This is a genomic window from Aeromonas sp. 600948, from assembly GCF_049174875.1.
Taxonomy (GTDB): Bacteria; Pseudomonadota; Gammaproteobacteria; order Enterobacterales; family Aeromonadaceae; genus Aeromonas; species Aeromonas veronii_A.
In genome coordinates, this window is record NZ_JAAKTY010000017.1 from 66,152 (window position 1) to 82,803 (window position 16,652).

Sequence of the window (16,652 nt, forward strand, 5' to 3'; positions counted from 1 at the left end):
TCGCGAAAAGGGGAACCTCCGGGTTCCCCTTTTTTATTGCTCTTTAGCGGCTTGTTGCCATCCTCACAGAATTTGTGTCGACGCTTACCTTTTGCATCGAATCAAGTATACTTGTGCGCGAATTTAAAGAGCCAAATTGTAAAAAGGAAATTCACGTGAATCCTATTGTTAAGTCATTCCAGTACGGTCAACACACCGTCACACTGGAAACCGGTGTGATGGCCCGTCAAGCCACTGCGGCCGTTATGGTCAGCATGGACGATACCTGTGTATTTGTGACCGTCGTAGGCAAGAAAGAGGCCGATCACGGCCGTGATTTCTTCCCGCTGACCGTCAACTACCAGGAGCGTACCTATGCTGCTGGTCGTATCCCGGGGGGGTTCTTCCGTCGTGAAGGCCGTCCGAGCGAAGGCGAGACCCTCATCTCCCGTCTGATCGACCGTCCAATTCGTCCGCTGTTCCCGGAAGGCTTCTTCAATGAGGTTCAGGTGGTTGCCACCGTCATGTCCGTGAATCCGGCAGTCTCCCCCGATATCGTTGCCATGATCGGCGCCTCTGCTGCGCTGGCCATCTCCGGCATTCCGTTTGGCGGCCCGATCGGTGCTGCTCGCGTGGGTTACATGAACGGTCAGTATGTGCTGAACCCGACCACCACCGAACTGCCACAGAGCGATCTGGATCTGGTTGTTGCCGGTACTGCCAACGCCGTGCTGATGGTTGAGTCCGAAGCTGCCATCCTTTCCGAAGAGGTCATGCTGGGCGCCGTGGTATACGGTCACGAGCAGATGCAGACCGTGATCAATGCGATCAACGAGTTTGCCGCTGCCGTCGGCACCAAGCCGTGGGACTGGACTCCGCCTGCCGTCAACGAAGCGCTGAAAGCCAAGGTTGCCGAGCTGGCGAGCGCCGAACTGGGTGAAGCCTACCGCATCACCGAGAAGGCTGTCCGTTACGAAACCATCGCAGCCATCAAGGGTCGTGTGGTTGAGCAAGTTATCGCTTCCGGTGTGGAAGAAGATGCCAAGAAGATCGGCGAAGAGTTCCACAGCCTGGAAAGCCGCATCGTTCGTGGCCGCGTAGTGCGTGGTGAGCCGCGTATCGATGGTCGCGATCCGGAAATGATCCGTGCCCTGTCTGTCGCTACCGGCGTATTGCCCCGTGCTCACGGTTCTGCCCTGTTCACTCGTGGTGAAACCCAGGCTATGGTCGTTGCGACCCTGGGTACCGAGCGTGACGCCCAGAACATCGACGAGCTGACCGGCAACCGTGCCGATCGCTTCATGCTGCACTACAACTTCCCGCCATACTGCGTCGGTGAGACCGGCATGATGGGTAGCCCGAAGCGTCGTGAAATCGGTCACGGCCGTCTGGCCAAGCGCGGCGTTGCTGCCGTGATGCCGAGTGCTGCTGAGTTCCCGTACGTGGTGCGCGTGGTGTCTGAAATCACCGAATCCAACGGCTCCTCCTCCATGGCGTCTGTCTGTGGTTCCTCTCTGGCGCTGATGGATGCCGGTGTGCCGATCAAGGCTTCCGTCGCCGGTATCGCCATGGGTCTGGTGAAGGAAGAAGAAGGTTTCGTCGTGCTGTCCGACATTCTGGGTGACGAAGATCACCTGGGCGACATGGACTTCAAGGTAGCCGGTACCACCGAAGGTGTGACCGCGCTGCAGATGGACATCAAGATCGAAGGCATCACCAAAGAGATCATGGAGATTGCGCTGAAGCAAGCTCGTGGTGCTCGTCTGCACATCCTGAAAGTGATGGATGAAGCAATCCAGGCTCCCCGTGCCCAGATCTCCGATTTCGCACCGCGTATCCACACCATCAAGATCAATCCTGAGAAGATCAAGGACGTGATCGGTAAGGGTGGTTCCGTGATCCGTGCGCTGACCGAAGAGACCGGCACCAACATCGAGCTGGATGATGACGGTACTGTACGTATCTCCGCTGTGGCCAACGAAGCTGCCATGGAAGCGATCCGTCGCATTGAGGCCATCACCGCCGAGATCGAAGTGAACCGCATCTATGAAGGTAAAGTTGTCCGTCTGGCCGATTTCGGTGCATTCGTCAACATCCTGCCGGGCAAAGATGGTCTGGTACACATCTCCCAGATCACCGATGCTCGCGTTCAGAACGTGGCTGACCACCTGACTATCGGTGACGTGGTCAAGGTGAAGGTACTGGAAGTGGACCGTCAGGGCCGCGTACGTCTCTCCATCAAGGAAGCGAACGCTCCGACTGATGCAGCCCCGGCTGCTGATGCTCCGGTTGCTGCCGAAGCGCCTGCCGCAGAGTAATCTGTCCTCCTGAACCGGATTCTCCGGTTGCAGTAAAAAGTCCGGCGCCCTTTGGGGCGCCGGACTTTTTTATGCGCTCAGGCTCATCACGTTTATGCGCTCAGGCTCATCACGCCGAAGTTGGCTCTCTGCTCAGGATGTGGTGGGCATTGCCGGAGCCTCAAGAGATCAGGTTAGAAAAGTATCGCGAAGGGGGTGGGAGAAAGGAGCCTGAGGATTCAGGCTCCTGATGAGGATCAAGCCTCGTTGGCGTGGGCCTTCTGGCACCCTTCGACGGCGTGAGCAATCAGTTCCAGTGCGCTCTGGTCGCAGGGTGGCAACTCGGCCTCGCACTTGTTGATAGGGGTAACACGATCGCCCCACTTGATGATGGCGGCCCCCCAGGTCAGGCCGGCACCGAAAGCGGCGGTCAGCAGATAGGAGTTCGGCTTTACGCGGCCCTGCTCCAGCGCTTCGCACAGGGCGATGGGCACGGTAGCGGCGGAGGTGTTGCCGTAGTTTTCGATGTTGACCATCACCTTCTCCATCGGCGCATTCATCCGCTTGGCGAGGGTCTCGATGATGCGGATATTGGCCTGGTGCGGCACGATCAGGTCGACCTGCTCCGGCGCAATACCGGCTTGCGCCAGCACAGTGCTGGTGGCTTCACCCATGCCGCGCACGGCGCGTTTGAAGATCTCCGGCCCTTCGAAGTTGAAGGTGAACAGCCCATCGATATCGGCAAAACGCACCCGATCGGTACCGAAGTTCGGTACATGCAGGATCTCTCGCGCTTCGCTGTCGCAGCCCAGCTTGTTGGCGATCAGGCCACACTCCTGCTCGCTCGCCTCGATCACCACGGCACCGGCACCGTCGCCAAACAGCACGGCGGTATCGCGGCGCGCCCAGTCCAGCAGGTAGGTGAGGCGCTCGGCACCGATCACCAGCACCTTCTTCATCATGCCGGTCTGCACCAGCGAGGTGGCGACCGAGAGGGAGTAGACAAAACCGGTACAAGCAGCGTTGAGATCAAACACGGCTGCATTGACGGCGCCCAGTTTCTTCTGCACGGCAGAGGCGGCACTTGGCAGCAGGTTGTCCGGGGTGGCGGTGGCCAGGATGATGCCATCGAGATCGCTCGCTTCCAGACCGGCGCAGGCCAGCGCGCGGCGACCGGCCAGGGTGGCGAGATCCGAGGTGCTGACATGGGAGATTCGGCGGGCCTTGATGCCGGTGCGCGGATAGATCCACTCATCTGACGTATCCATGATGGTGCTGAGGTCATCGTTGGTCAGCACGGAGGGAGGCAGGCATTTGCCCCAGCCGGTGATATTGGCGTATTTCATCTTGTTACCGCTTCTCAAAGTGGATCGCCCGCGGGCGGAAAATCGTGCAATTATGCCGTACGAGACAACCACTGTCATCTTGTGGTCATGGTTATGTGCGGGGTGCTCAGCTGTGCCATCTAGTCGCAAAGGGCTGCAACGCGCTGAACATGGCAGGAAATTTCGCTTAAAGCGCGGGACTCCTCTGCCCTAAGATAGGCATTTCGCCACCGATGAGGGTATCTCCTTGCTCAGAGCCAATCTCAACTTGTTGCCGACCCTCAAGGTGCTGCTGGAGACCCGCAATATCAGCCGCGCCGCCGAGCGTCTGCACCTGAGTCAGCCCTCCATCAGCAAGCAGCTTGCCCAGTTGCGCAGCGAGTTTGATGACGAGTTGCTGGTGCGAGAGGGGCAACGCTGGCTGCTGACGCCACGGGCCGAACAGTTGGCTGCCCAGCTGGCGGATTCTCTCGGTGCGCTGGAGCGGCTCTACGAGGCGCCCGGGTTTGACCCGAGCCGCTGCGAGCGGGTATTTCGGCTCGCCTCTTCTGATTATGTGGCTCAGCATATCCTGCCTGATATCTGCGCCGCGCTCGCCAAAGAGGCGCCGTTGGCGGCGCTGGAGTACAGCCTGTGGGACAAACGTCAGCTGCCGCAGCTGTGGCAGTCCGAGCTCGATCTGGTCTCTACCATCACCGAGCAGGTACCGGAGCAGATACGCGGTCTGCATCAGGGGGAAGATCGACTGGCGGTGTTGATGGGACGTCATCACCCGCTGGCGGGCAAGGCGCTGAGTCTCGATGACTATCTCGCCTGGCCTCACCTGCAGGTGAGCGGGGGAGGGGACAAGGACAGTCCGGTGGAGCAGGTATTGGCGCCGCAGGGACTGAGTCGGCGCTGGTTTGCCCGAGTCCCCTTCTTTCAGGCGGCAGTGGAGGTGTTGCTGCGCACCGATTGCCTGATGACCACCCCGGCCCATATCGCCTGGCAGCTCTCCTGCGGTCATGAGCTCACCTTTGTCGACTTGCCCTTTGCGACCCGCGATCAGCAGTATCATCTGCTGTGGCATCAGCGCCACCATCAGGATCCGGCCCACCGCTGGTTTCGCGAGCTGGCTTACCCCTTCCTGCGGGATCACCTGCAACGCACCGTCGGCGAGAGTCGCAAGCTGCTTGATCTCGGCGGTTAGCCTCGGTCAGTTGTGTTGCGTTATAGCCATGGGTTATGGGTTCTATTCATAACTTTCACTACTGGCATAACGGCTCAGCCCGTACCCTGAATGCAGGCATCCTATCGAGCATATAAAGAGGAAAAGCATGGAACTGACGAGTTGGCTGGCACTGGCCGCAATCTGCGTGATGGGCGCCATCAGCCCGGGGCCGAGTCTGGCGCTGATCATCCGCAACACTGTGCAGGGTGGGCAGGGGCATGGCGTCGCCACCGCGCTCGGCCACGGCTTCGGGGTTGGTATCTATGCGCTGGTTACCGCACTGGGCCTCTCCATTTTGATCACCCAGACCCCGATCTTGTTTGATCTTATCCGCTACGGCGGTGCAGCGTTTCTTGCCTGGCTTGGGGTGAAAGCCCTGCTGGCAAAACCAGCCAGTGGTGAAGCGAGTGAAGAGGTGCACCAGCTGCGTGGTCGGCAAGGGGCCTTTGAAGGTTTTATGGTGGCCTTCCTCAACCCCCAGCTGGCGGTCTTCTTCATCGCCCTGTTCAGCCAGTTTGTGCGGGCCGATACCGGTTGGAGCGAAGGGGGCATCATGATGCTTACCGCTGGCGGGATCGATGCAGTCTGGTACGTGCTGGTGGCGCTGGTGCTCTCCCGCGGGCCGGTGCTGGCGTGGCTTAAAGCCAAATCCTTTGTCATCGACAAGGTGAGCGGGCTGGTGCTGCTCGGGCTGGCACTCAAGGTGGTCATGTAATCCTGTATTTCGCAGATACCTTAAGCGGGATCAAGGCACGCGGGTGGTGAATGGGCTAGAGTAGCGCCCATTTGCTGTCCGCCCTGATCCCGAGACCATGCACCAGAACAAGCACCCGTTAAGCCACAACAACCGGTTGGAGCTGCTGGCTCCGGCCAAGAACCTCGCCTACGGCATCGAAGCCATCAACCATGGGGCCGATGCCGTCTACATGGGGGGCCCAGCCTTTGGCGCCCGCAGTGCGGCAGGCAACACCATTGAGGATATCGAAGCGCTGGCACGTCACGCCCACCGTTTCGGCGCCCAGGTTTTTGTCGCCTTCAACACCCTGCTGCACGATCATGAGCTGGAGCAGGCCCGGCGCCTGACCCACCAAATTTATGAAGCCGGTGCCGATGCGCTCATCGTCCAGGATATGGGGCTGCTGGCGCTGGATCTGCCACCCATCGCGCTTCATGCCAGTACCCAAACCGACAACCGTACGCCGGAGAAGGTGAAATTTCTGCAGGATGTGGGCTTCTCTCAGGTGGTGCTGGCGCGCGAACTGTCGCTGGCGCAGATCCGCGAGATCAGTGCGGCGACCAATGTGCAGCTGGAGTTTTTTATCCACGGCGCGCTCTGCGTTTCCTACAGCGGCCAGTGCAACATCAGCCATGCCCGTACCGGCCGCAGTGCCAACCGTGGTGAGTGTGCCCAGCTCTGCCGTCTGCCCTGCTCGCTGCAAAAGCCGGATGGCGAAGTACTGGTGGCCGACAGCCACCTGCTGTCACTTAAGGATATGGATCAGACAGACAACCTGGAGGCCTTGATCGAGGCGGGGATCCGCTCCTTCAAGATCGAGGGGCGACTCAAGGGGCTCGACTACGTTAAAAACGTTACCGCCTGGTATCGCCAGAAGCTGGACGCCATTCTGGATAGCCGCTCCGATCTGGTCGCTGCCTCGGCGGGTCGTTGCCGCTACAGCTTCACGCCTGACCCCAAGAAGAGTTTCAACCGCGGCAGCACAGACTACTTCCTCCATGGCCGTCATCAGGGTATCGACTCCACCAAAAGCCCGAAATATGTGGGTGAACCGCTGGGACGTGTCACCAAGGTGACCCGTGACGGTATCGAGATTGATGGCAAACAGGTCACCCTCAACAACGGCGACGGTTTGGGCTTCTTCAAGCCGAACAACGAGCTGGTGGGGATGCGCCTCAACAAGGTCGAAGGTAAGCAGTTACTCCTGTCTGAACGTATGCCGGGGTTGAAGGTGGGGACAGAAATCTACCGCAACCACGATCAGGCTTTCAGCAAGATGCTGGAGAAGGCCAGCGCAGATCGCCGCATCCGGGTCGATATGGTGCTGGCTGAGTGCGATGAGGGCGTGATCCTCACGCTCACCGACGAGCAGGGCATTAGTGCCGCGGTGACCCTGCCTTGCGACAAACAGCCTGCCGACAACCCGGAGCGGGCGTTGCAGCAGGCGCGGGATCAACTTGGCAAACTAGGCAATACCCTGTTTGTGGCGCGCAAGATTGAGTTGGTAGTAACGAGGCCGCTATTTATCGCCGCATCACAGCTCAACGGTTTGCGCCGGGACGGCATCGCCGCGCTGGAGGCGGCACGGGTGGCCAGCTACCAGCGCCCCGAGCGACGCATCGCCCTACGGGATATCAACTATCCCCAGCACCGTCTCTCCTACCTTGGCAATGTGCTGAACAGCGCGGCCGAGCAGTTCTTCCGCGAACACGGGGTAGAGCGCATCGCTCCCGCCTATGAGGCGAACAAGGAGGAGCGGGAAGTGGTGCTGATGATCACCAAGCATTGCATCCGCTATAGCCAGAACCTCTGCCCGAACGAGGTGCCCGGTCTCAAGGCCGAGCCGCTGGAACTCAAGATGGGTAAAGACACCTTCCGCCTGCGTTTTGACTGTAACCGCTGCGAAATGCATGTGATGGGCAGCCTGAAACGCTGATCAATGAGCCCCTTTCTCCATCCGGGAAGGGGCAATTTTTTATCGCAGGTTCTCTGCCTACCCTCCTTTAATTGCCCCTCTCCAGCGCCAGCAGCGCTTTTTTGATCTCCAATCCCCCTGCATAGCCGGTCAGGCTGCCGTTTTGGCCGATCACCCGATGGCAGGGGACGATGATCGAGAGCGGATTGCGGCCGTTCGCCGCGCCCACTGCCCGCACCGCATCGGATTTGCCGATGGCGCGGGCAATATCGCTGTAGCTGCGGGTCTCGCCATAGGGGATGTCGCACAGCGCTTGCCACACCGTCTGCTGAAAGGCGGTGCCACGGGCGGCAAGGGGCAGGGAGAAGCGTTGCAAGCGACCGGCAAAATAGGCGTCAAACTCGGCGAGGAAGGGGGCCAGCGCCTCGTGATCTTGCTGCCAGCCACTCATATCGGGCAGTGCCCGCAGGCCCGCCACAAAGTCCACGTGCACCAGACCAGATTCATTGATGGCAACCAGCAGATCGCCGCAGCGGGTCGGCAGGATATCGTAGCGGATCATGGGGCTATCTCCTGTTGTTGGTTATCCGGCTGGTTTTCGTTGCTAGTGGCATGGATCAGAAAATTGGGCGCTTCACTCATGGCGTGCCACAGCCAGCTGGCCGCATAGCTGCGCCACGGTTGCCACGTTGCGCTTTGCGCCAACACCTCTTTTACCGGCAGCTTGGTGCCGCCGCCGAGTGCCTTTTGCAGCACCAGGTCGGAAGCGGGGAAAGCATCGGTATCCAGCCCGCAGCGCAGCCGCCAGTAAGAGACCGTCCATGGGCCTATGCCCGGCAGCGCCAGCAACTGCTCGTCACTGGCTGTCGTGAGGGTCAGCTCGCCGCTGGCCAGTGCCTGTGCCACGCCCCGCAGGGTACGAATACGGCTGCCGGGCATGCCGATACCGTCGAGATCGAGTTCGCTCAACTGGATGGGGGTCGGCAGTTGCGCCACCCCGAATTGCGCCTCGGTGCGCGCCACCAGTCGCCCGAGTATAGTGATGGCCCCCTTGACCGAGACCTGCTGGCCGACGATGGCGCGCAGCATCACCTCGTATTCGTCCCAGCCACCCGGCAGCCGCACGCCGGGCCAGCGTGTCTGCAAACGTCCCAGTAGCGGATCCTGACCGAGCTGATCGCCGATCCGTTGCATGTCGGCATCGAGATCCCACATCCGGCGCACCCGGTAGAGCAGATCGGGCAGTGCCGCGAGCGGCAGATCATGGACGGTGAGCTGCAGGCTATGCCCCTTGCCTTGCGCGATACGCACCAGCGCGACCTGATCGCCGACCCGGTAGCGCCGCTCATACACCTCACCATCTACCCGCTCCAGCCCGGGGATTGCCCGCAGCCGGTAGAACGCCAGCATGGCCGATACGTCATACGGGGGGCGATAGGGCAATTGCAGCGTCAGGGTTGCGCCGCGCGGCTGATCGCTCATGTGCTCTAGCGCATGATCCTCTTGTTGGCGCAGGGTGCGCGGGGCCAGTCCGTAGGCGTTGAGCCAGGCGTCATTGAAGCGACGGATGCTGGCAAATCCGGCGGCAAACGCAATGTCGGTGATGGGCAGCCCGGTTTCGGTCAGCAGTCGTTTCGCGAGCAGCAGGCGGCGCGTCTGCTCCACCTGTTTTGGTGAGGCACCGAGATGTTGCTCGAACTGGCGGCGCAGGGTGCGTTCGCTGATCCCGGCCTCAGCGGCGAGTTCAACGAGCGTGCCCTCAGCCAGCTCGCCGCGATCGATACGCGCCAGCAGGCGAGCCAGTTCAACCGGCAGATCGCCACGGGCGGCGGGGGCCAGCTCAGGGCGGCAGCGCAGGCAGGGTCGCAGCCCATACTGCTCGGCAGCTGCGGCGCTTTGGAAGTAGCGCACATTGTGCTCGTGGGGTGGCCGTGCCGGGCAGACTGGCCGGCAGTAGATGCCGGTCGAGAGCACGCCGGTAAAGAAGCGGCCATCAAAGCGAGCGTCGCGAGCGAGCCGTGCGGCATGGCACTGCTCGCGGCTGAGGGTGTTGATCACCTCATCCGGTGACGACTCAGGGCTTGGCTTTGCATTCATGGTGTTGGCGGCTTTGCTGGAATAGATGGCAAAAGAGTAAGGGGGCTCGGGGGCCGTGACTAGCCAGAAACGGACAGGGATAGCAAAAATTGGCGAAAGCTAATTTTACTCTTTCGTTGCACGGTTGGGTTTCACTCTTCGCTCCGTTGTTGTCCATGTATCGCGGCTCGACAGAAGGGGCATAACGGACGGGTCGTAGGCACGATTGGCCTAGCTTTATTTGCTTAGCGAGATTAGTGGCGGCGAAAACTGCTTAAAAATTAATAACAGATCACATAACTATCTTTTTTACATTGAGTGTGGCGATTTTGTGTTGTTCAATCGAGTCAGTTAATTTTTGATGATTATTAAGTCATCACATCTACGGCCTTAGGCCGACCAATAACAACACTTGCCAAGGATGATAAGTGAACGACTGTAAGGCATGGCCCCATTGCCGGGGCTTTAGTCTGACCGAGTTGTTGATCGCCATGACGGTTGTCAGCATTCTCGCGGCCATCGCGTTGCCAGCGTATCAGGGTTATCTGCAACAGGGACGTCGTTACGAAGCGCAGCAGCAATTGCTGGAGCAGGCGCTCGCCCTCGAACGTATCTATACCCAACAGGGGCGTTATCCCGCCACGCTTGCCACCCCTTCCAACACGGATTTCTACCAGTTCAGCTACAGCCAGCAAGATGCTGGCGACTACCTGCTCAAAGCTATTCCAACGACGCGACAACAGGATGAGTGCGGCACTCTGACCCTCGATCAGACCGGTTATCGCGCGGCCAATCGCCATGACTGCTGGGGATCATAAAATGAATGTGCGCGGATTTACCCTGATTGAGTTGATGATCACGGTCGGCATCGCCGCCATCTTGCTACTGGTCGGGTTGCCCTCCATGAGTCAGCGCCTCGCGGCCGAACGGCTCGATCGCAGTGCGACCGAACTCGCGTCTGCCTATCGCTTTGCCCGCAGCGAAGCGGTCAAGCTGACCCTGCCGGTGGTGCTGCAGGGCACCGAGAACGGTGGCTGGGAGGTGATGGCCGACAGCCAGCGGTTGCGTCAGGCATCGGCTCCCGGTGGCGGCGTGGTGATCAAGCCGTTTGACCCCATCCAGATCGCGCCAACCGGCAGCAGCAGCCACGCCGAGATCACTCTGGCCAATCGCCTCGGTGAGCAGCGGGTGCTCTGCGTGGCACTAAGCGGCCAGCTGCTGCAAGGGAGCTGCTCATGAGACACGCCGCACTTGCCCGCCAGCAGGGTTTCAATCTGGTGGAGATCATGGTCTCCATGGTATTGGCGGTGATGGTGTTTCTCGGTCTCGCCAAGGGGCAGGTGGTCTCGTTGCAGCAGGCGCATTACAGCTTGCAGAGCACGCTGGCCACGATCGAGGCCAGCAACAGCGTGGAGCAGATCTGGAGTTCGCTGTGTGAAGTGCAGCGCAAGCCCGAGCGGTTCACCCAGGCCGATTTTCTTGCCCGCTTCACCCTGCAGGATGGCCACCGGCTGGTGCTACCGAACCGTTATAGCGACAACTTTGTGGTCGCTATCGAGTGGCAGGATGAGCGGGTCTCCGGCGCCAAGCGGGTGGAGCTGAACGCAGGATTTCCGCCTTTATGCTGAGCGTTCCCTCCCGGCAACGAGGTGTCAGTCTTGTCGAGCTGATGATCTCCATGGTGCTCGGTCTGATGCTGATGCTGGCGATTTTTGCCGGTTACGCCCCGATCAAGAGTACGGTCGAACAGAGCAAGGCGCTGGAGCAGGCGAACGAAGTGCTGCGCTTTGCCACTCTCACCTTTACCAACAGCATCAAGCAGGCGGATCAGCTGATAGCGGTCACCCCTGATCGCCTGACGCTGGCCTTCAAGGTAGAGGGGGGCAGTCCGGTGCTCTCCTGCCTTGGCAACCAGAAAACCGCCGATTTTACCGAGCAGTACCGCTTCACGCCGCCGGTACTCAGTTGCGATGACGGAGATGGCCCGCGCCTGTTGCTGGCCCATCTTCAGGATCTTGAATTCGGCCAGCAGGGTGCGTTGGTCAATATCCGCATCTTGCCCGAAGGGCTGCCGAGCTATCTGGCACCGGGAGTAGAGGTGCAGGTGGCCCGCCGCAAGGCGGTCTGGGCAGCAGCGTTGGCGATATCCGGTGCCAACGCCACAGCAGGGGGAGCGGGATGAACAAGGGATTGCAGGGGCAGCAGGGAGCCGTACTGCTGGTGGTGCTGGTGGTGAGCCTGCTGTCGAGTCTGCTGGTGTTTACCAGCATTCAGGAGAACCAGTTGCAGACTCGCCTGAGCGGCAATTTTCACAAGAAGATCAATGCGCAGCTCAGTGCCGAGCAGGGGATGAACGAGAGTTATCGAGCCCTGCATCAGGCGCTTGGCGCCGAACCGCGGATAGAGTGGGCTCAACTGGTGCAGAAGGTGCCTGGCAATGGCGAAGGAGCCATGGCGGGCAGCCGCTTCAGCATCGATCAGCTGGATGCCTCCACAGGCAGCAAGCTGGCGTTGCAGAGCCATGGCCGCTATCTGGAGGGCAATGCCAGCCTCAACGCGCTGTTTGCTCTCAAGCGCGAGCCCGGCAATCTCATCTTTCAGGATTCGGTGGTGGCGTGTGAAGGGTTGAGCCTCTCTGGGAGCGGTTTTATCGACAGCTATGACTCGCGCAAGGGGGCGTACAAGGAGTCTGTTTCCGGGACTCTTAATCAGGGGCAAAACGCCAAGGTGGCGACCGTCAGCGACAAGGCCAATGTAGTGCTCGCCGGGCACTCCCCCATCTGGGGTGATGTGCGGGCGACCGGCTCGGTGACCTTGAACGGCTCTTCACCTGTTGCGGGTAATGTACTTGCTGGTGGCGACATCACCATTTCTCCTTCTGATGGTGTCGTCAGGGTTGAGGGCAGCGTAAACGGGAGTGGAAATTTTGCCTTGCAAGGGGGGCATATTGCCGGAGCTGTTGCGATCAATGGTGATGTTTCTATGGGTCATGGCACAAGCATTGCTGGCGACAAGTTGAACTATGGTGGGAACGGGGCATTCCTTGATGCCAAGCATCAGAAGTATCTGGATCCCCAATACCGAACTCATCCCAAGCTACCGCCTGTGGCCGGGCAGGTGTGTGACCCGCTCAATGTGGCCGCGCTGCCCAAATCGTTCCCCCCTGCAACGCTGCCCATCAATGGCCCGCTGACGCTGGGCGCCACCCAGCAGATGGTGCTGACCACAGATCCCTCCACTGGCTCGGTCACCAGCAGCAACCAGCATAAGCCTGGGCTGCCGCTACCCGGCAAGGGGGAGCTGTTTGGCAAGGAGCAGACCGTTTACAAGCTCGAGAGCCTCAATATGAGGGCCGATGCCAGTCTCACCATCAAGGGGGATGTGGTGCTGCTGATCGACAAGGATTTCACCATGACTGGCAGCAACAAGTTGACGGTGAGCGAGGGCAGTAGTCTGACCCTGATCGTCAGCGGCAAGGTCGATCTCGGGGCCGGTGCAGAGGTGACGGCAGCCAAGCAGGGGCTGACCACTGGCGGTACGCCTGCTATCTCCCTCTATTCCGCGTATAGCGGCAAGGATGGGATCAAGCTGTCGGGCAATACGCCGCTCTATGCCGCCCTCTATGCCCCGCTGACCGAGATGCAGATCAGCGGAAGTGGCGGTCTGTACGGGGCTGTGCGGGCAAAACACTTGACCGAGAGTGGCGCGGGTGGTGTGCACTATGACGAGGCGCTGGGCATGGCAGATCTGGGGGACGATCAGGGGCTGCCTCCGACACTGGCACTGCGGCAGTGGCACTTTGTGCAGTGAGGCTGGCGAGCCGCTAAAAAGGATCGAATGGGGCGCGCAACTGTGAGATGGTGGAGATCTGTCCACCCAGTCGTTCACTGTTGAGGAGTGCTCCATGCCAGGCCCCGCTCGTGCCGGTGCCCTGATCTATGCCAAGGATCCGGGCCTGCTGACCCACTTTTATCGTACATTGCTGCAGATGGTGGTCTGTAGTCAGGATGAGCAGCTGGTAGTGCTGGAAAACAGCGATATCCAGCTGCTGATCCACGCCATTCCTGCGCCCTATGCCGGGCAGGTCGTTATCAAGAGGCCGCCGGGATTGCGGGAAGAGGGGGCCATCAAGCTGTTCTTCACCGTCTCCAGCCTCGCCTGGGCAGAAGCGAAGGCGGCGGATCTCGGCGGCGGTTTGTTGTCGCAGCAGTGGACAGGGCCCGGCTTTGTGGTGCGCAACGCCTTCGACCCGGAGGGCAATATCCTGCAACTGCGCGAGTTGCTGGGTGCCCCTGATCCTCTCTGAATTTTCTCTTTTTACAGCATGGTGGTGGCGTGCTGTGCCATGCACCGCCATAAAAATGAACCGCCATAAAAACGGGGCCCTGTAGTGGTCAACTAAAAAGGGCCCCGTTCTGCTGTTAGCTTGCTGCGCTCATTACTTCAGGTAGCGCTGTTCCAGATGCTGGCGCAGCCAGTGCGGGTTGAGCGCTTCACCGGTGGCACGGCGCACCAGCTCGTCGGTGCTGTGCAGGCTCCCCTGTGACCAGATGTTGCGTCCGAGCCAGCCGAAGATCTCCGGCAGGCGGCCCGCCGCGATCACCTCACCCATGCTGCCCAGCTCTTTCTCGAGGGCAAAGCGCAGCTGGGCGGCATACATGGCGCCCAGGGTGTAGCTCGGGAAATAGCCGAACGAGCCGTCGGTCCAGTGAATATCCTGCATGCAGCCATTGCGGTAGTTACCCTTGGTGGAGAGTCCCAGCCACTGCTGCATCTTGGTGTCCCACAGCTCGGGGATGTCGGCCACCTCGATCTTCCCTTCCACCAGATCGCGCTCCAGCTCGTAGCGCAGGATAACGTGGGCCGGATAGGTCACCTCGTCCGCATCGACCCGGATAAAGCCCGGCTCGACCCGGCTGTAGAGCTTGGCCAGATTGTCCGGCGCAAACGCCGCCTGTTCGCCGAAGTGGTGACGAATGCGTGGCGCCAGCAGTGTGAGGAAGGCCGGATGATGCCCCAGCTGCATCTCGCAAAACAGGCTCTGACTCTCGTGGATCGCCATGGAACGGGCCTCGGCCACCGGCTGACCCAGCAGATGGCGCGGCAGCCCCTGCTCGTAACGGGCGTGACCGGTCTCGTGCACTATGCCCATCAGGCTGGAGACAAACTCCTGCTCGTTATAGCGGGTAGTGATCCGCACGTCGGTCGGCACCCCGCCACAGAAGGGGTGGCTGCTCACATCGAGGCGGCCGTGTGCGAAATCAAAGCCGAGCAGCCCCATCACCTCCTGACCGAGCGCTTGCTGGGTCGGGATGGGGAAGGGGCCTTGCGGCAGCAGCAGGGCATCGCCCTTCTGCTGTTCACTCACGGTCTGGATAAGAGCCGGCAGCCAGCTGGCCAGATCGCCGAAGATCTGATCGAGCCGTGCGCTGGTCATGCCCGGCTCATAGAGAGCCAGCATGGCGTCGTAGGGGCGCACGCCAAGCGCATCGGCCCGCAGTTGCGCCACGTCACGGGAGAGTTTCACCACTTCCTCGAGATTGGGGGTAAACCCGGCCCAGTCGTTGTTCTTGCGCTGGTTGCGCCAGGCGTGCTCGCACTTGCTGCCAGCGAGCGACAGCGCTTCGACCAGCTCACCGGGCAGCAGGCTGGCATCTTGCCACTGGCGCTTGATCTCGCCGAGGTTGGCACGTTGCACTTCATCGAGCGGTTCGCTCTCGGCCTTGGCAATCCAGTCGCCCAGCTCGGGAGCGGTGCGCTTCTGGTGGATTAGCAGACCGAGTTCGGCCATCGCTTCGGCGCGGGCATCGTTGCCCCCTTCCGGCATCATGGCCGCCTGATCCCAGCCGCAGATGGCGGCGAGGTGGCTAAAGCGGTGGATCTGCTGCTGATGTTGTTCAAGCTTTTGATATGACATGGGATTGTCCTTGTTATCGTCCCTGATGGTATGCCGCCCCGTACCTGGCATGATCGGGGCCGTTCGATGCTAACATCGCCGCTGTATAGTTGAACACCTTCATGCTGGCGGGCAAAAGACGTGGGAGCGAAACGCGGATTAGCCGAGTCGCTTCTGGTGCCGTTCGCGGTTTTCCGCTTTTTTGCGTTCGCTTTTACGCAGCAGCACGTATAGAGCACCGCTGCCGCCGTGGCGACGCTCGGCACTATGGATCGCCATGACGGCGGGCAGTTGCGGCAACCAGGCGCTCACATAACTTTTCAGCAGGGCACGCGGGGTGCTGCGCTCCCCCTTGCCGTGCAGGATCAGCAGGCAGCGGATATCCCGGGCTTCACAATCCGCAATGAACTGCACCAGCGTCTGGCGCGCTTCGTTGAGGGTTTTCTGGTGCAAGTCCAGGCTGGCCTGCAGCTCGTATTTGCCGAGCCGCAGCTTTTTGTAGACCCCCTCCTGCACCCCATCACGCTTGAAGCCGATGATTTCGTGCGGATCGCGCATCTCGATGGCCTCCATGGTGAGGTGGTCGAGGGCGAGTTGCTCGGCTGTGGCAGCCTGACGGCGAGCGAGCTGCGCCTCGGTCGGGGCGGATTTGGCCGCATGGGGATGGATGTTGTCGCTGCGAATGGGCCGCACGTCGGCCACTTCATTCATAAATAGCGAGAGTTCGTCGTTATGAGACACGGCAGGCTCCCCATAAGAAAAAGTGGGGGTCATTATAACGGTCGCAACCGGCACAGAAAACGGGGAAAGGGGGAGGGGGATAAGGGAGGCCCAGCATGGATACCAGTGCAGCTTGGCCCGGTAATCACAGTCGCGAACCATAAAGCAGTACAGGCGGTCAGTGTGAGCTGCCGCCTGTGGTCAGAGGATTATTTTCCCTCTTTGGGCTGTTGAGAATGGGGTTGCTGTGAATGAGGCGGTTGCGAGTGCATCACCTTGTAGATGAAGTAGGCCGCGTAAGAGCTGATGAGCAAGAAGGTGCCGATAATCACCAGCATCGACATCAATCCCACGCTGTTGCCAAACATCAGGTCCAGCCAAAAGTCCATTTTATTGCTCCTGTCACCCGGTTGATGACAGGTATGATAAATACCTCTTTGTCCCGTCCGGGATGATCCCGATCAACTCCCTTTCAGGTTGTTTAATGACCAGTGCGAT

Annotated in this window: 16 protein-coding genes; 10 read left to right on the forward strand and 6 right to left on the reverse strand. The window is 60.2% G+C overall.

Going from position 1 to position 16,652, the window contains the following annotated elements; genetic code table 11:
• Nucleotides 1–155 precede the first annotated feature (155 nt).
• Entirely contained in the window at nt 156–2,297 is a 2,142-nt protein-coding gene (pnp, locus tag G5182_RS14665) for a polyribonucleotide nucleotidyltransferase (protein ID WP_216951943.1), read from the forward strand.
• 236 nt (nt 2,298–2,533) lie between these two features.
• On the opposite strand, the gene G5182_RS14670 is transcribed toward pnp, so the two are convergent.
• Nucleotides 2,534–3,622 carry a ketoacyl-ACP synthase III gene (locus G5182_RS14670; RefSeq protein ID WP_184234440.1) on the reverse strand — a complete coding sequence of 363 codons (1,089 nt, stop codon included), beginning with the start codon at nt 3,620–3,622 and terminating at the stop codon, nt 2,534–2,536.
• A 226-nt stretch (nt 3,623–3,848) separates the two neighbouring features.
• Between G5182_RS14670 and G5182_RS14675 the strand changes: the two genes are divergently transcribed.
• The 3 genes from G5182_RS14675 to G5182_RS14685 all read left to right on the forward strand — a co-directional run bounded on the left by G5182_RS14675 (nt 3,849) and on the right by G5182_RS14685 (nt 7,483).
• A complete protein-coding gene (locus G5182_RS14675; RefSeq protein ID WP_421231517.1) occupies nt 3,849–4,790 on the forward strand; it encodes a LysR family transcriptional regulator in 942 nt (313 codons plus the stop codon).
• Between the two features lie 127 nt (nt 4,791–4,917).
• On the forward strand, nt 4,918–5,526 hold the full coding sequence (locus G5182_RS14680; protein WP_203119562.1) for a LysE family translocator: 609 nt from the start codon (nt 4,918–4,920) through the stop codon (nt 5,524–5,526).
• A 97-nt stretch (nt 5,527–5,623) separates the two neighbouring features.
• The gene (locus tag G5182_RS14685; RefSeq protein ID WP_203119561.1) at nt 5,624–7,483 is read left to right on the forward strand and encodes a peptidase U32 family protein; all 1,860 of its coding nucleotides are present in this window, start codon (nt 5,624–5,626) and stop codon (nt 7,481–7,483) included.
• A 67-nt stretch (nt 7,484–7,550) separates the two neighbouring features.
• Here G5182_RS14685 and G5182_RS14690 read toward each other — a convergent pair whose 3' ends face one another.
• On the reverse strand, nt 7,551–8,024 hold the full coding sequence (locus tag G5182_RS14690) for a methylated-DNA--[protein]-cysteine S-methyltransferase (protein ID WP_421254465.1): 474 nt from the start codon (nt 8,022–8,024) through the stop codon (nt 7,551–7,553).
• Nucleotides 8,021–9,559: an AlkA N-terminal domain-containing protein gene (locus G5182_RS14695; protein ID WP_115544357.1), complete on the reverse strand. Its 1,539-nt coding sequence runs from the start codon at nt 9,557–9,559 to the stop codon at nt 8,021–8,023. Before G5182_RS14695 ends, G5182_RS14690 begins: the two co-directional genes overlap by 4 nt.
• A gap of 407 nt (nt 9,560–9,966) precedes the next feature.
• Here G5182_RS14695 and G5182_RS14700 point away from each other — a divergent pair, with 407 nt between their 5' ends.
• The 6 genes from G5182_RS14700 to G5182_RS14725 all read left to right on the forward strand — a co-directional run bounded on the left by G5182_RS14700 (nt 9,967) and on the right by G5182_RS14725 (nt 13,844).
• Entirely contained in the window at nt 9,967–10,356 is a 390-nt protein-coding gene (locus tag G5182_RS14700; RefSeq protein ID WP_421254466.1) for a type IV pilin protein, read from the forward strand.
• A 1-nt stretch (nt 10,357) separates the two neighbouring features.
• Nucleotides 10,358–10,777, forward strand: coding sequence for a GspH/FimT family pseudopilin (locus G5182_RS14705; protein ID WP_203119555.1), 420 nt, complete (start codon nt 10,358–10,360; stop codon nt 10,775–10,777).
• A complete protein-coding gene (locus G5182_RS14710; RefSeq protein WP_005358533.1) occupies nt 10,774–11,166 on the forward strand; it encodes a type IV pilus modification PilV family protein in 393 nt (130 codons plus the stop codon). Before G5182_RS14705 ends, G5182_RS14710 begins: the two co-directional genes overlap by 4 nt.
• Complete coding sequence (locus tag G5182_RS14715; RefSeq protein ID WP_421254467.1) at nt 11,160–11,720, forward strand: PilW family protein; 561 nt, start codon at nt 11,160–11,162, stop codon at nt 11,718–11,720. Before G5182_RS14710 ends, G5182_RS14715 begins: the two co-directional genes overlap by 7 nt.
• Complete coding sequence (locus G5182_RS14720; RefSeq protein ID WP_421254468.1) at nt 11,717–13,348, forward strand: DUF7305 domain-containing protein; 1,632 nt, start codon at nt 11,717–11,719, stop codon at nt 13,346–13,348. Before G5182_RS14715 ends, G5182_RS14720 begins: the two co-directional genes overlap by 4 nt.
• A 94-nt stretch (nt 13,349–13,442) precedes the next feature.
• Complete coding sequence (locus G5182_RS14725; protein ID WP_203119549.1) at nt 13,443–13,844, forward strand: VOC family protein; 402 nt, start codon at nt 13,443–13,445, stop codon at nt 13,842–13,844.
• Between the two features lie 132 nt (nt 13,845–13,976).
• Here the strand turns inward: G5182_RS14725 and G5182_RS14730 are convergent, their stop codons facing one another.
• The 3 genes from G5182_RS14730 to G5182_RS14740 form a co-directional block, all read right to left on the reverse strand.
• Nucleotides 13,977–15,455: a carboxypeptidase M32 gene (locus tag G5182_RS14730; RefSeq protein ID WP_421254469.1), complete on the reverse strand. Its 1,479-nt coding sequence runs from the start codon at nt 15,453–15,455 to the stop codon at nt 13,977–13,979.
• A 138-nt stretch (nt 15,456–15,593) separates the two neighbouring features.
• Nucleotides 15,594–16,175 carry a DNA endonuclease SmrA gene (gene smrA, locus G5182_RS14735; RefSeq protein WP_421254470.1) on the reverse strand — a complete coding sequence of 194 codons (582 nt, stop codon included), beginning with the start codon at nt 16,173–16,175 and terminating at the stop codon, nt 15,594–15,596.
• A 188-nt stretch (nt 16,176–16,363) separates the two neighbouring features.
• Nucleotides 16,364–16,543, reverse strand: a complete 180-nt coding sequence (locus G5182_RS14740; protein ID WP_005338733.1) for a DUF3149 domain-containing protein — start codon at nt 16,541–16,543, stop codon at nt 16,364–16,366.
• Nucleotides 16,544–16,652 lie beyond the last annotated feature (109 nt).

Coding starts and splice junctions, on each gene's coding strand:
- G5182_RS14670 (WP_184234440.1), bottom strand. CDS start 3,622: ATGAAATACGCCAATATCACCGGCTGGGGCAAATGCCTGCCTCCCTCC.
- G5182_RS14680 (WP_203119562.1), top strand. CDS start 4,918: ATGGAACTGACGAGTTGGCTGGCACTGGCCGCAATCTGCGTGATGGGC.
- G5182_RS14685 (WP_203119561.1), top strand. CDS start 5,624: ATGCACCAGAACAAGCACCCGTTAAGCCACAACAACCGGTTGGAGCTG.
- G5182_RS14690 (WP_421254465.1), bottom strand. CDS start 8,024: ATGATCCGCTACGATATCCTGCCGACCCGCTGCGGCGATCTGCTGGTT.
- G5182_RS14695 (WP_115544357.1), bottom strand. CDS start 9,559: ATGAATGCAAAGCCAAGCCCTGAGTCGTCACCGGATGAGGTGATCAAC.
- G5182_RS14705 (WP_203119555.1), top strand. CDS start 10,358: ATGAATGTGCGCGGATTTACCCTGATTGAGTTGATGATCACGGTCGGC.
- G5182_RS14710 (WP_005358533.1), top strand. CDS start 10,774: ATGAGACACGCCGCACTTGCCCGCCAGCAGGGTTTCAATCTGGTGGAG.
- G5182_RS14715 (WP_421254467.1), top strand. CDS start 11,160: ATGCTGAGCGTTCCCTCCCGGCAACGAGGTGTCAGTCTTGTCGAGCTG.
- G5182_RS14720 (WP_421254468.1), top strand. CDS start 11,717: ATGAACAAGGGATTGCAGGGGCAGCAGGGAGCCGTACTGCTGGTGGTG.
- G5182_RS14725 (WP_203119549.1), top strand. CDS start 13,443: ATGCCAGGCCCCGCTCGTGCCGGTGCCCTGATCTATGCCAAGGATCCG.
- G5182_RS14730 (WP_421254469.1), bottom strand. CDS start 15,455: ATGTCATATCAAAAGCTTGAACAACATCAGCAGCAGATCCACCGCTTT.
- G5182_RS14740 (WP_005338733.1), bottom strand. CDS start 16,543: ATGGACTTTTGGCTGGACCTGATGTTTGGCAACAGCGTGGGATTGATG.